Genomic DNA, 13,409 nt, shown 5'->3' on the forward strand with positions numbered 1-13,409 from the left:
CGCATCGCGCGCGGCACCGCGTCACCTCAGGTTGGTTCTCGCCAGTTCGACGATTTCGTCGCCGCGTCCGCTGAGGATCGCGCGCAGCATGAACAGGCTGAAGCCCTTCGCATGCGCGATCTCGATCTTCGGCGGCATCGCGAGTTCGTATTTCGACGTGACGACGTCGACCACCGCTGGCCCGTCGTGCGCGAACGCCATGCGCAGCGCCTCCTCGACGTTCTCCGAATGCTCGACCCGCACGCTGAAGATGCCCGCGCCCTTCGCGATCGCCGCGAAATCGGTCGGGCTCAGGTCGACGTTCGTGTCGAGATAGCCGGCCGCCTTCAACTCCATCGACACGAAGCCGAGCAGGCTGTTGTTGTACACGACGATCTTGATCGGCAACTTGAGCTGGCGCGCGCTCAGCAGATCGCCGAGCAGCATCGACAGCCCGCCGTCGCCGGACAGCGACACCACCTGCCGGCCCGGATGCGCGCCCTGCGCGCCGAGCGCCTGCGGCATCGCATTCGCCATCGAGCCGTGATTGAACGAACCGTGCAGTTGCCGCTTGCCGTTCATCGTCAGGTAGCGCGCGGCCCACAGCGTCGGCGTGCCGACGTCGGCCGTGAAGATCGCGTCGTCGGCCGCGACTTCGTCGACGATCTTCGTCAGGTACTGCGGATGAATCGCGCGGCCCGGCGGCTCGGCCACCGCGAGATCGTCGAGCCCCTTGCGCGCGGCCGCGTAGTGCTTCAGCGCATTCTCGAGGAAGCGCCGCTGCGTCTTGCGCGTCAGGCGCGGCAGCAGCGCCGCGATCGTGCCCTTCACGGTGCCGACGAGGCCGAGCGCGAGCGGCGCGCGATGCCCGAGCTGCGAGCCCTTCCAGTCGATCTGCGCGATCTTCGCGTTCGACGGATAGAACGGCCGGTACGGGAAATCCGTGCCGAGCATCAGCAGCGTGTCGCACGATTCCATCGCGTGATAACCCGAGCTGAAGCCGATCAGCCCCGTCATCCCGACATCGAACGGGTTGTCCCATTCGACGAACTGCTTGCCGCGCAGCGCATGCACGACCGGCGCGCCGAGCGTGTCGGCCAGCGCGACCACTTCGTCGTGCGCGCCCTGCGTGCCGCTGCCGCACAGCAGCGTGACCGCGTCGGAGCCGTTCAGCAATGCCGCTAGCCGATCGAGGTCGGCATCGGCCGGCAGGATCGACGGCGGTGCCGATTCGCTCCACGCCGGCGCTTCTTCCGGGCCGTCGCCGAGCGCGATGTCGCCCGGCAGCACGATCACCGCGACGCCGCGTTCGTCGATCGCGGTGCGCATCGCGCGCGCGAGCACGCGCGGAAACTGCGACGCATTGGTCACGAGTTCCGCGAAGTGGCTGCACTCGCGGAACAGTTCCTGCGGATGGGTTTCCTGGAAGTAGCCGAGGCCGATCTCGGTCGACGGGATGTGCGCGGCGATCGCGAGCACCGGCTGGTGATTGCGGTGGCAGTCGTACAGCCCGTTGATCAGGTGCAGGTTGCCGGGGCCGCAACTGCCCGCGCACACCGCGAGCCGCCCGGTCGATGCGGCGTCCGCGCCGGCCGCGAACGCGGCGCTTTCCTCGTGCCGCGTATGCATCCAGCGGATCGAGCCGATCTGGGCCAGGCTGAACGACAGGCCGTTCAGGCTGTCGCCCGTCACGCCCCAGATGCGCTCGACGCCCGCCGCCGCGAGCGTCTTCGCCAGGTATTCCGCCATCGTCTGTCTTGCCATGATGCCCTCACTCGTTGATTGATCGAGACATGCATGAACCGGCCGTACGTTCGCAGCCGGCACCGACCGGACGAGCATACGCGATTGACCCGCGCCGCGTCGTGACGACGCAGGCGCGCCGACTGCCGTATGAGGCGCCGGCGCGCGTTTCGTTCGATCCGGCGGGGCGTGCGTGGCGGGCGTCATGGTTCCGTCAGCGTGCCGTCAGCGAACGGACAGGCGGACAGATCGAGCGCTCAGCTCCAGTCGGACGCCGACTCGTCCGGATCGACGAGCGTGAGCCCCGCCGCCGGCAGCGGCAGCGCGGTCTTGTAGCGCACCTGTTTCAGCGCGAAGCTCGACCGGATGTTCGACACGCCCGGAATCGTCGTGAGCCGCTCGATGATGAAACGCTCGAGCGTGCGCATGTCGGGCATCACGACGCGCAGCAGATAGTCGGCGTCGCCCGACATCAGGTAGCACTCCATCACCTCGGGCCGCTGCGAGATCGCTTCCTCGAAACGCTGCAGCGCGTCCTCGACCTGCTTCTCGAGGCTGACCTGGATGAACACGTTGATTCGCAGCCCGAGCGGCTCGGGATCGAGCAGCGTGACCTGCTGCCTGAACAGCCCGAGCTTCTCGAGCGCGCGCACGCGGTTGAAACACGGCGTCGTCGACAGGTTCACCGCGCGCGCCAGTTCCGCGTTCGTGATCCGCGCGTTCTGCTGAAGCTGGTTCAGGATGCCGATGTCGATGCGGTCGAGCCGCTTGGGGGAGGTGCTCATGGCCTGAATATTCCTTTTCTCGCGACGATTCCGGAATATTTACACTATCCAGCGGCAAATTCCCAATGAAATCAGACGCATATTCTGGGGATCGGCGCGTAGCATGAGTCCCATTGATGCGTGCCGCCGCCGGCGCGCGGGAGACTCGCATGACGGATCTGTCGAACGGTATCGAACACACGCAGCGCGCGGCCCTCGCGCGCGTCGATGCGGACCCGGAAGAAACCGCCGAATGGCTCGACGCGCTCGACGCGGTGGTCGCGCACGTCGGCCGCGACCGCGCGCAATACCTGTTCGACCGGCTCGCCGAGCATGCGCGTGCGACCGGCCTCGCATCGCCGCGCACGCCCGTCACGCGCTACCTGAACACGATTCCGCTCGCCGAACAGCCGCCGTATCCGGGCGACCTCGACCTCGAGGAACGGCTGTCGGCCGCGCTGCGCTGGAACGCGCTCGCGATGGTCGTGCGCGCGAACCGCGCATACGGCGAACTCGGCGGCCACATCGCAAGCTATGCGTCGGCGTCCGACCTGTTCGAAACCGGCTTCAACCATTTCTTCCGCGCCTCGTCGCCCGCGAGCGGCGACGCACCCGGCACGGCCGGCGGCGATCTCGTGTACTTCCAGCCGCATTCGTCGCCGGGCGTCTATGCGCGCGCGTATCTCGAAGGCTTCCTCACCGAGGATCACCTGAAGCATTACCGCCGCGAAATCGCCGGCCCGGGCCTGTGCTCGTATCCGCATCCGTGGCTGATGCCCGACTTCTGGCAATTCCCGACCGGCTCGATGGGCATCGGCCCGATCAACGCGATCTACCAGGCGCGCTTCATGCGGTACCTGCAGCATCGCGGCCTCGCGAACACCGCAGGCCGCACCGTGTGGGGCTTCTTCGGCGACGGCGAGATGGACGAACCCGAATCGCTCGGCGCGCTGTCGCTCGCCGCGCGCGAGGGGCTCGACAATCTCGTGTTCGTGATCAACTGCAACCTGCAGCGGCTCGACGGCCCGGTGCGCGGCAACGGCCGCGTGATCGACGAGCTCGAGGCGCAGTTCGAGGGCGCCGGCTGGAACGTGATCAAGGTGCTGTGGGGGTCCGATTGGGACCCGCTGTTCGCGCGCGATCATGCGGGCGCGCTCGCGCGCGCGTTCGCCGGCACCGTCGACGGACAATTCCAGACCTTCTCCGCGAACGACGGCGCGTACAACCGCGCGCGCTTCTTCAGCCAGGACCCCGCGCTCGAAGCGCTCGCCGCGCAGCTCACCGATGCGGAGATCGACCGCCTGCGCCGCGGCGGCCACGACGCGCGCAAGCTGCACGCCGCGTACGCGCGCGCGCTCGCGCACCGCGGCCAGCCGACCGTGATCCTCGCGAAGACGATGAAGGGTTACGGGATGGGCGCGGCCGGCCAGGGCCGGATGACGACCCATCAGCAGAAAAAGCTCGACGTCGACGATCTGAAGGCGTTCCGCGACCGCTTCCGGTTGCCGCTGTCGGACAGCGACGTCGAACAGTTGAAGTTTTACAAGCCAGCGGAAGACAGCCCGGAGATGCGTTACCTGCATGCTCGCCGGGCTGCCCTGGGAGGCTGTCTGCCCAGAAGGCGGAGAGCGGCATCGAAGGGGCTGACCGTCCCTTCGATGCCGGCCTGGGGAGCGTTCGCGCTGGACGCGGCCGGCCGCGAGATGTCGACGACGATGGCGCTCGTGCGCATGCTCGCCGCATTGATCAAGGATCGCGACCTCGGTTCGCACGTCGTGCCGATCGTGGCCGACGAAGCGCGCACGTTCGGCATGGCCAGCCTGTTCCGGCAGGTCGGCATCTACTCGCCGCTCGGCCAGCGCTACGAGCCGGAAGACCTCGGTTCGATGCTCTATTACCGCGAGGACACGCGCGGCCAGATCCTCGAGGAAGGCATTTCGGAAGCGGGCGCGATCTCGTCGTGGATCGCCGCCGCGACGTCGTACAGCGTGCACGACCTGCCGATGCTGCCGTTCTACATCTACTACTCGATGTTCGGCTTCCAGCGCATCGGCGACCTGATCTGGGCCGCCGCCGACCAGCGCTCGCGCGGTTTCCTGATCGGCGCGACGTCCGGGCGCACGACGCTCGGCGGCGAGGGGTTGCAGCACCAGGACGGCAGCAGCCACCTCGCCGCGTCGACGATTCCGAACTGCCGTGCGTACGATCCGGCGTTCGCGTACGAAGTCGCGACGATCGTCGATGCGGGCATGCGCGAGATGGTCGAGCAGCAGCGCGACGTGTTCTATTACGTGACGGTCATGAACGAGAACTACGCGCAGCCGTCAATGCCGGCCGGCGATCCGCACGCGCTGCGCGAAGGCATCCTGAAGGGCATCCATCCGCTGCCGTCGGATGCGGATGCAAATGCGCTCGCGCGCGTGCAATTGCTCGGCTCGGGCGCGATCCTCGGCGAAGTGCTCGCCGCGCAGCGGATGCTGAAGGACGACTGGGGTATCGATGCGGCCGTGTGGAGCGTCACGAGCTTCAGTGAACTGCAGCGTGACGGGATGGAGGCCGAGCGGCGCGCGCGGCTCGACGACGACGCGCACTCGACACCGTACGTCACCGCCGCGCTCGCCGCGACGCGCGGGCCCGTGATCGCCGCGACCGACTACGTGCGCGCGGTGCCCGAACTGATCCGCGCATACGTGCCGCGCCGCTACGTGACGCTGGGCACCGACGGGTTCGGGCGCAGCGATACGCGCGACGCGCTGCGCGCGTTCTTCGAGGTCGACCGCGCGAGCATCGTGCTCGCCGCGCTGAAGGCGCTGGCGGATGACGGAGCACTCGATGCGACTATCGTGCGCGACGCACGCGAGCGTCTCGGCAAGTCCGCGCAGCCAGGCGTCGCGCCGTGGCAGCGCTGATCGGGCGACGCGACTGCTCAGCAGCCGACGACTGTTCGTCGATCCGCGCAATACAACCGATTAGCCGAAGAGGCGGGGATCCAGCACGAACGCTTCTTTGCTAATCACTTTCACACTCGAAGCAAAATCCGCATGCAGAGGGTTCAGCAGCAAGTTGAAGTCGGTCGGGCAGACGACCGACGGTACGCGCATCGCCAACTGCTCGCCCGCTTCGAGCCAGACCTGCCCGATCCGGGCGGTCGACTCCGGATCCTGCGACAGTACCGCCCAATCGTCCGGCAGGTCCGGCTGGTACGCGTTGTCATGGACAGTGTCGGGCACTTCCAGCGTCACTAAAAAAAATCCGCCAGCGGGAAGCAAGCCGGACATATGGACGAGCGCCTCGAGCAACGACGTCGACGCATGGCAGCAGGTGTAAAGCACACGCATGCCGCGAGGATTCCAGCGGCCACCTGCGATCGCCGCGCCGTTCCCGCTCAGGTCGTCGGCGAGGTAGTGCCCCTTTCGTTCTTTCGCGAGACGATACAACTTCACGCCCCGACCCCGAACTGGGCACGGTTCAGAATGTCGCGCACCCGGTCGTAGCCAGGCTGTACATCGAGCACTTCGAGCGGCTTCAAACCGTCGAGCTCCGCGTTCGCCCGGCTCATCCACGCCGCTGCGCGCTCGCTGTCCTCGAACAGATCGGTGGCGAGATCCAGCACATAGAGCACGCGCGCAACGCGATCGGACTCGCCTTGCGACAACCGGTCGTGTTTGGCGATTTTCCGCAGAATGGTCGAGCTGGGAAGGCTCAGCGCGCTCAAGAGGGACTGAACCGGCACGCTAAGCAACTCGCGCGCGACGCGCTCGATGATGCCCGCGTCGAAACCGTCCGCGATCGCGCGTCGCTGCAACATCGGCGCCATGCGGCGAAAGGTGTCGAAATCGCCCTTGCCGGCGCCCAAACCGTTCGAGCCGCCTGCCGGCGTCGCGGCACGGGACGCGGCAGCCCGCTTGGCAGGTTGACGGGCCGCAGGTGTGGTTGCAGTCATGGCGACTCCCGAATGGGTTAATTTAAACTCTCATTGTATACAACCAAACGGGAATTTTCAATCGACCAAACGGCATAGCCTTGACCAACGGGAATCGACGGCGCTCCGCGCTACACCGGCAACGCGTGCGTCGACAGGATCTCCTTGAGCACCATGAACGAGCGCACCTGCCGTACGCCGGGCAGGTAGAGCAGTTGCTCCGCGTGCAGCCGGTTGAAGCTTTCGTTGTCGCGTGTGCGCACCAGCATGAAATAGTCGAACTCGCCGGTCACGACGTGGCATTCGACGCATCCCGACACCTTCTGCGCGGCCTTCTCGAACGCGGCGAACGCTTCCGGCGTCGAGCGGTCGAGCACGAAGCCGATCACGACCAGCATGCCGGCCCCGAGCGGCTTCGGGTCGAGCAGCGCGACGATCCCGCGAATCATTCCCGTCTCCTTGAGCCGCTCGACGCGCCGCAGGCACGCCGGCGCGCTCAGCTTCACCTTCGCGGCGAGGCTCACGTTCGAGATCGACGCGTCCTGCTGAAGCTGCCTGAGGATCGCGCGATCGATGCGATCGAGCGCGGGTGCGGCATCGGCCGGCGTCGCCGGTCTTCCACTTAATTTCATTGCGTCTTCCTCGATTTTTTTGAACTCGAATTGCTTGATTAACGCTCGATTCGTTATCAACGTAGGCCGATGATATTTATTTCGCAAGCTCATTTCTCGCGTGCTTGCCTATCATTTTTCCATCGGTAGACGGCGTGCCGGCCGCTCCCGAGCGCACCGATGCCTGCGCCAACCCCGCCTTTCCGGAGACAAAAGTCGATGAACCTGCAACGCTTCCCCCGTTATCCGCTGACGTTCGGCCCCACGCCCATCCAGCCGCTCAAGCGCCTGAGCGCGCACCTCGGCGGCAAGGTCGAGCTGTATGCGAAGCGCGAGGACTGCAACAGCGGCCTCGCGTTCGGCGGCAACAAGACCCGCAAGCTCGAATACCTGATCCCCGACGCGCTCGCGCAGGGTGCGGACACGCTCGTGTCGATCGGCGGCGTCCAGTCGAACCAGACGCGTCAGGTCGCGGCCGTCGCCGCGCATCTCGGGATGAAATGCGTGCTCGTGCAGGAGCACTGGGTCAACTATGAAGACCCCGTGTACGACCGGGTCGGCAACATCCAGTTGTCGCGCATGATGGGTGCCGACGTCCGGCTCGTTGCCGACGGCTTCGACATCGGCATCCGCCGTAGTTGGGAAGAGGCGATGGAAAGCGTGCGGCAGGCGGGCGGCAAGCCGTATCCGATCCCGGCCGGCTGCTCCGAGCATCCGCTCGGCGGGCTCGGGTTCGTCGGCTTCGCCGAGGAGGTACGGCAGCAGGAAGCCGAACTCGGGTTCAAGTTCGACTACATCGTCGTGTGCTCGGTGACGGGCAGCACGCAGGCGGGCATGGTCGTCGGCTTCGCGGCAGACGGGCGCGCGGATCGCGTGATCGGGATCGACGCATCCGCGACGCCGGAGAAGACGCATGCGCAGATCACGCGCATCGCGCGGCACACGGCCGAGATCGTCGAACTCGGACGCCGCATCGACGAACAGGACGTCGTGCTCGACACGCGTTATGCGGGCCCCGAATATGGGCTGCCGAACGACGGCACGCTCGAGGCGATTCGGCTGTGCGCGCGGCTCGAAGGCGTGCTGACCGATCCCGTGTACGAAGGCAAATCGATGCACGGGATGATCGACAAGGTGCGGCGCGGGGAATTCGAGCCGGGGTCGAAGGTGCTGTATGCGCATCTCGGCGGGGTGCCGGCGTTGAGCGCATATGCGGAGATTTTCCGACAGGGGTGATGCGGGCCGGGCGGAGGCGCGGCGTGCACCGGCGTCACGCCTCCGTCGAACCGGCACGGCATCCGCCCGGTTCGGCTCCGCTCATCGGGCCGTCTCACGCAGTGCCTTCATCTCGATGTCGCCGTAATATAGCGTTCGCTCGGTCACATCGGACGGGCGGGTCTTCCACCACCATTTGTAGAGGCCGAGCTTGAAGTAAGCGTCGCGATCGTTCGGATACGCGTTCGGTACGCCCGGAACATGCACGACGCGTTCGCCGTTCCGGAAAACATCGGTCAGCGCGTCGACGCCTTGATCGTCCGGTCGATACCGCAGCACCCACCAGACCCGTTTCCCGCGATCCGCCGACGGGTCGCCGAACGCAATGGATCGGCTCGGCATGCCCGGCGCGCCGCGCACATCGACTTCGTACTTCCCGTTACTCAGCAGCAACGCAAACGGCGGTGATCCATCGCTGCCGCCCTGATGCAACTGCGCGATGAGTTCCGGCTGTCTGGAATCGAACCGGTAGTCGGCGGGAATGACCGTCGACCAGCGCACCTCGTAGTCGCGACCGTTGACGAAGCGAAACACCGGAGAGAAGCCGATCTCGGAACGTGGCGTGCCGCTCGCCACGCTGCTGAAGTCCTGCGAGCGATTCATCGTCACCCTCAACAGCGTGCCGTGAATACCGGAAATTTCGGCGGTGGTGATGTTCTGCACCACCGGCTCCTGCAAACGAAGCCGCGAATCGATGCCGCGCGCCCAGTCCGACCGATAAAAGCGCGCATCGTCATGCTTGCCGCCTTCCGGGCCCGCGTGGCAAATCGATGCGACGAGCACGCATGCGGCAACGACGAATCTACCGCGCATTCCGCTCTCCTTTGCGCCGAAACAACCGCGACACATACGCGCGCGCCAGCATCGCCAGGAAGCGGCTGTTGGTCGACAGATAGCGTTTCCACATCCGCCCCGGCTCCTGGATCACGCGAAACGCCCACTCCAGCCCGCTGCGCTGCATCCACAGCGGCGCCCGCTTCACCTTCCCCGCCACCACGTCGAACGTCCCGCCCACACCCATCACGAAATCGACGCCCAACTGCGATTTCCAGCGATTGATGAAGTTTTCCTTGCGCGGCGACGTAATCGCGACGAACAGCAGCCGCGCACCCGACCGGCGGATGTCGTCCACGACCGCCTGTTCGTCGTCCCAGAAATAGCCGTGGTGATATCCGGCGACCGGCAGCCGCGGATAGCATGCCGCCGTCACCGCGACGACCCGCTCGACGACCTCCGGCGTCGCGCCGAGCAGATAGACCGGCAGCCCTTTCGCTTCGGCCAGCGCCAGCAGCCGATCGAACAGATCCACGCCCGCGACGCGCTCCGGCACCGGGATGCCGAGCATCCGCGCGCCCCAGACGACGCCCATGCCGTCGACGGTGACGATGTCGCATTCTCGGACCGACGCGGCGAGTTCCGGATCGCGCTGGAGATTGACGATCTTCGCGACGTTGACGACGACGTGCTGCGTGAATTGCCGTTTCTCGACTCTCGCGCCGATCCAGTCCACCGTATCGTTCATCGACATCAGATGGATCGGGCATGAAAAGAATTCAACGCGGTTCATTGCATGGCCTCGCCATCATTTTTTTTGACATCCGGAATATCGTCGGCAAATCGCGACGACCGGTGCAGCAACGTGTACAGCTCCTTCAACTTCGCCGACACATCGGCGGAGAAGTAACCGAGCGCCGCAAGCTTCTCGCGCCCGTTGGATCGCGCGCCGGCCTTCAACACATCGGCTAGCTCGTTCGTGAGACGGCCGGCGTCGTGGTCGAACACCACCATGCCCGGCGACACGCCGTCGAGCAGTTGCCGCACGTTGCCGACATCGACCGATACGACCGGCAGATTGAGCGCCATCGCTTCCTTGACCGATTGCGGCGACCCTTCCCGGGTCGACGTCATCAGCAGGCACGCGGCACGCGCCAGCAGGTCGCGCACCTCGCCGCGATCGAGACCGTCGATATGCCGCTCCTGCACCCGGATGCCGTGCTGTTCCGCAAGCTGTCGCAGCACCAGCGAAAACAGCGGATAGTTCTTCTCCGGACGCTTCGGCGACGACGGGAAGACAACGATCGGCACGGCGGATTTCATGAGCGCATCGTCGCGATCCTCGGCGAAGACCGTCTCATTGACAGCACACGGAATCGTCACGCAGCGGCGGCGCAGCCGGATCAGACACGATGAAATTTCCGCACTCACGCCGATGCACGCATGCGCGAAGCACGCCATCGATTTCGACACCGCGCGCATCCAGAGCGGACCCAGGATGTCCGTACCGTGGAACGTGACGACAACCCGCGCTTTCGTGAACAGCCGGACCAGCGGTGCGGAACACGCGCTCAGGCCGAAGTGGTAATGCACGACGTCGTACCGGCCCGCCCGAGCGGTCTTCCAGACCTGCCAGATCGAGCGCAGGTATTCGCGCTTGTCGCGATACCCCTCGATGACGAGCACATCGACCGTGCAGCCGCCGGAACGCCGCAGCGCCTCGACCTGCTCGGTCACGAACACGCCTTGCCAGGGGCTCGCGCGGTTGCTGCCGAGATACATGTTCGTAACGACGAGAATTTTCATGAGCGAACCTCCACCGCCCCGCCGCGATGCGCCGGGCCGACGCGCGGCCGCCCCCACGAGAACGCATACATCGCCAGCAGCGCGGAAAATACGTAAGACGGCGACACAAATGCCATCGAGAAGATGTTGTCGAAGCAGAACGCGCCGACGATGTAGAACCAGACAGCCGGCTTGCGCCGCCCTTGCCCGTATCCCAGCACGAACACCAGCCACGCGAGCGCGCCGAACGCGCCCATCTCGACGAACAGGTGCGGGTAGAACGTGTCGGTGGTCTTCAACAGCCCGCCGAGTCCGTACCAGTCGAAGTGATAGAGCGGGTAGAGCGGCGACGAGAACTTCACCGATGCCGGGCCGCCGAAGCTGCCCAGCCCTTCGCCGAGCAGATTGCCGTTGCGGATCGACTCGAACATCACGCGATAGGATTCGGCGCGCGCCGAATTGCCCGCGACGACGTAGAACAGGATCTTCGCCATGCCGACCTTCAACAGCGAATCCAGCACGCCCATCGCCATCAGCACGAGCATCGTGCCCGCGATGCCGGCGGCAGCCAGCCACGCGCGCACGTCCCTGACGTTCCTCACGAACGGATAGAGCGCCAGCGCCGCGAACAGCTTGAACGAGAAGCCTAGCAACGCGAAGAACAGGAAACCCCACGACGCGATCGCCGCGCGACGGCCGGACCAGTACCAGCGGCACAGCAGAAACGCGCAGAGATTGATGAAGCTGAACTCCGAAAAGAATCCCATCCACCCCTGCGCACGCAGGAACAATCCCGAGTCGATCCTCACCGGCATGAACAGCGGCAGCCCGGTCGCATACGACACGTAGAAATACAGCTGGAACAGGTCGTTGCTCACGACCACGCCGATGAACGTCCTGACCAGCACGTCGAGCCGGTCGCGGTACGGGAAGATCGCCACCGTGATCGCGACCGGAAACAGGAAGCGGACGAGTTCCTCGATCCCCGCCTGGAGGTTGAACGACAGCAGCATCCCGATGCAGAGCGACACGGCGACGGGGAGCGCGACGACGGCCAGCCGGTGAAAGCGCGGGCGCAGCAGGATCGCCGCGAACACGAGGCCGAACGCGCCCATCTTGACGACCTGCGAACGATCGTCGTCGAGCGTGAGCAGCGTGTCGCTGACGCAGAAGACGAAGTAAGCGAGCGCCAGCAGTCCGGCGCCCAGGTCGGCTACGCGCGATCGACGATGCGGCACGATCGCCGGGAATCGAGCGGCCGCATTCATGGACGCGCTCCCGACGCCGCCGACATCGCATTCATATCGACAACGTCCGACGCCCCGATCGATTCCGCATAGGCCGCGCATACCCGCCGTGCATGCGTCACGACGATCGCGTTCCGGATCAGCGTCACGACCACCGCGGACGCCAGCATGCAGAAGAACCCGATTTCGCCGCCGATGGCGACGCAGCCGCCGAGCAATGCGACGAACAGCGCCGATGTAACGATGTTGATCCGCGCGGTGACCGCGCTCTGCTCGAACGCCATCATCACGTTGCTGCCGACGACGCCAAGCACGCCGGCCGCGCACTGGATCGCCAGCAGCACGCCGCCCGCGAGCACCACGTACACGCCGTTGCCGTCGAACCCGTAGCGCCAGGTCAGCCCCGCCACCATCGCCAGGTTCGCGACAAGTACGACCAGATTCGACAGGTCGATATTGCGCCGCATCGCGCCCAGCGTCGCATCGAGCGGCGCCTTGTCCTTCTTCCGCTTCACGAGGTCCGGCAATTGCGCGATCGAAATGGCGCGCGGCAGCAGGTTGCCGATCGCGGTCACCGAAGAAAACAACGACAGCATCCCCGCGAACGACGCACCGCACATTGCCTTCGCCGCCGGTACGGTCACCAGCGCGATGCCGCCGGACAGGAAATTGGTCAGCCCGAACTGCAGCCCCTTCACGTCGATGCGCATCGAGAACGCGCGACGATCGGGCGCGCCGATCGCGGCGAACATCGCGACGGCCACCACGACCAGCGCAACGGCCAGGCACAGCGACGCGGAATAGCCGTGGCGCGTGCCGATCCACAGCATCGCGCACGAGCCCGCGATCAGCAGGCAGTCGAACGCGATCGCGATCCGGTAGCGGCGATACGACACGAAGAAATGTCGCGCAAGCTGATACACGGTCCAGCCCCACATCAGCGCGACCACGCCGCCGAGATCGAACGCGACGAGGCCTGTCGCGGACACCAGCACGCATGCGAGCGTGGCGGCCACGGCGGTCCATCCCGCCATCGACACGAGCGAGTAAAACGCGCCACGCGCCGCCTGCTTCCCGTCGCTCGCCGGTACGCGTACCAGAATCAGCGTCGCCCAGCCGATGGCCGTGAAGAAACCCATCATCTGTGCAATCGCCAGGTTGGACGCCGCATGCCCGAGCTCGTCCAGCGAATAGATCCGCTGGACGACCCAGAACGTCAGCACGCGATAGAGGCCGGGCGCGCCGGTACAGACAAGCGCCTCAAGACGGCCCAGCAGCTTTTTGGCGTCGGCATTTCGCAGCATGACTT

At 65.8% G+C, this 13,409-nt stretch carries 12 protein-coding genes; 2 read left to right on the forward strand and 10 right to left on the reverse strand.

The features are described from left to right. Positions 1-21 precede the first annotated feature (21 nt). Both poxB and JYG32_RS26545 read right to left on the reverse strand, forming a co-directional pair. Complete coding sequence (gene poxB, locus JYG32_RS26540; protein WP_213265589.1) at positions 22-1,743, reverse strand: ubiquinone-dependent pyruvate dehydrogenase; 1,722 nt, start codon at positions 1,741-1,743, stop codon at positions 22-24. 236 nt (positions 1,744-1,979) lie between these two features. Next, positions 1,980-2,507, reverse strand: a complete 528-nt coding sequence (locus JYG32_RS26545; protein WP_047901851.1) for an Lrp/AsnC family transcriptional regulator — start codon at positions 2,505-2,507, stop codon at positions 1,980-1,982. 149 nt (positions 2,508-2,656) lie between these two features. Between JYG32_RS26545 and mdeB the strand changes: the two genes are divergently transcribed. Further along, the gene (gene mdeB, locus JYG32_RS26550; RefSeq protein ID WP_213265590.1) at positions 2,657-5,395 is read left to right on the forward strand and encodes an alpha-ketoglutarate dehydrogenase; all 2,739 of its coding nucleotides are present in this window, start codon (positions 2,657-2,659) and stop codon (positions 5,393-5,395) included. Between the two features lie 60 nt (positions 5,396-5,455). On the opposite strand, the gene JYG32_RS26555 is transcribed toward mdeB, so the two are convergent. The 3 genes from JYG32_RS26555 to JYG32_RS26565 form a co-directional block, all read right to left on the reverse strand. Next, on the reverse strand, positions 5,456-5,929 hold the full coding sequence (locus tag JYG32_RS26555) for an RES family NAD+ phosphorylase (protein WP_174381722.1): 474 nt from the start codon (positions 5,927-5,929) through the stop codon (positions 5,456-5,458). Further along, the gene (gene parS / locus JYG32_RS26560) at positions 5,926-6,429 is read right to left on the reverse strand and encodes a type II RES/Xre toxin-antitoxin system antitoxin (protein WP_213265591.1); all 504 of its coding nucleotides are present in this window, start codon (positions 6,427-6,429) and stop codon (positions 5,926-5,928) included. The genes JYG32_RS26555 and parS overlap by 4 nt, the downstream gene beginning before the upstream one ends. Before the next feature lie 110 nt (positions 6,430-6,539). Then, on the reverse strand, positions 6,540-7,040 hold the full coding sequence (locus JYG32_RS26565; protein ID WP_213265592.1) for an Lrp/AsnC family transcriptional regulator: 501 nt from the start codon (positions 7,038-7,040) through the stop codon (positions 6,540-6,542). Between the two features lie 198 nt (positions 7,041-7,238). Here JYG32_RS26565 and JYG32_RS26570 point away from each other — a divergent pair, with 198 nt between their 5' ends. Next, positions 7,239-8,255 carry a 1-aminocyclopropane-1-carboxylate deaminase gene (locus tag JYG32_RS26570; RefSeq protein ID WP_213265593.1) on the forward strand — a complete coding sequence of 339 codons (1,017 nt, stop codon included), beginning with the start codon at positions 7,239-7,241 and terminating at the stop codon, positions 8,253-8,255. Positions 8,256-8,336: 81 nt separating this feature from the next. Here JYG32_RS26570 and JYG32_RS26575 read toward each other — a convergent pair whose 3' ends face one another. Genes JYG32_RS26575 through JYG32_RS26595 form a run of 5 tightly spaced genes read right to left on the reverse strand, consistent with a single transcriptional unit; the run spans position 8,337 to position 13,404 of the window. Further along, on the reverse strand, positions 8,337-9,077 hold the full coding sequence (locus JYG32_RS26575) for a heparin lyase I family protein (RefSeq protein ID WP_174381726.1): 741 nt from the start codon (positions 9,075-9,077) through the stop codon (positions 8,337-8,339). A gap of 19 nt (positions 9,078-9,096) precedes the next feature. Then, positions 9,097-9,861: a WecB/TagA/CpsF family glycosyltransferase gene (locus JYG32_RS26580; protein ID WP_213265594.1), complete on the reverse strand. Its 765-nt coding sequence runs from the start codon at positions 9,859-9,861 to the stop codon at positions 9,097-9,099. After that, positions 9,858-10,874 carry a glycosyltransferase gene (locus JYG32_RS26585; protein ID WP_213265595.1) on the reverse strand — a complete coding sequence of 339 codons (1,017 nt, stop codon included), beginning with the start codon at positions 10,872-10,874 and terminating at the stop codon, positions 9,858-9,860. Before JYG32_RS26585 ends, JYG32_RS26580 begins: the two co-directional genes overlap by 4 nt. Further along, positions 10,871-12,121, reverse strand: coding sequence for a hypothetical protein (locus JYG32_RS26590; RefSeq protein WP_213265596.1), 1,251 nt, complete (start codon positions 12,119-12,121; stop codon positions 10,871-10,873). The genes JYG32_RS26585 and JYG32_RS26590 overlap by 4 nt, the downstream gene beginning before the upstream one ends. Beyond that, a complete protein-coding gene (locus JYG32_RS26595; protein ID WP_213265597.1) occupies positions 12,118-13,404 on the reverse strand; it encodes a hypothetical protein in 1,287 nt (428 codons plus the stop codon). Before JYG32_RS26595 ends, JYG32_RS26590 begins: the two co-directional genes overlap by 4 nt. Positions 13,405-13,409: the final 5 nt, after the last annotated feature.

The organism is Burkholderia pyrrocinia (genome assembly GCF_018417535.1).
Taxonomy (GTDB): Bacteria; Pseudomonadota; Gammaproteobacteria; order Burkholderiales; family Burkholderiaceae; genus Burkholderia; species Burkholderia pyrrocinia_E.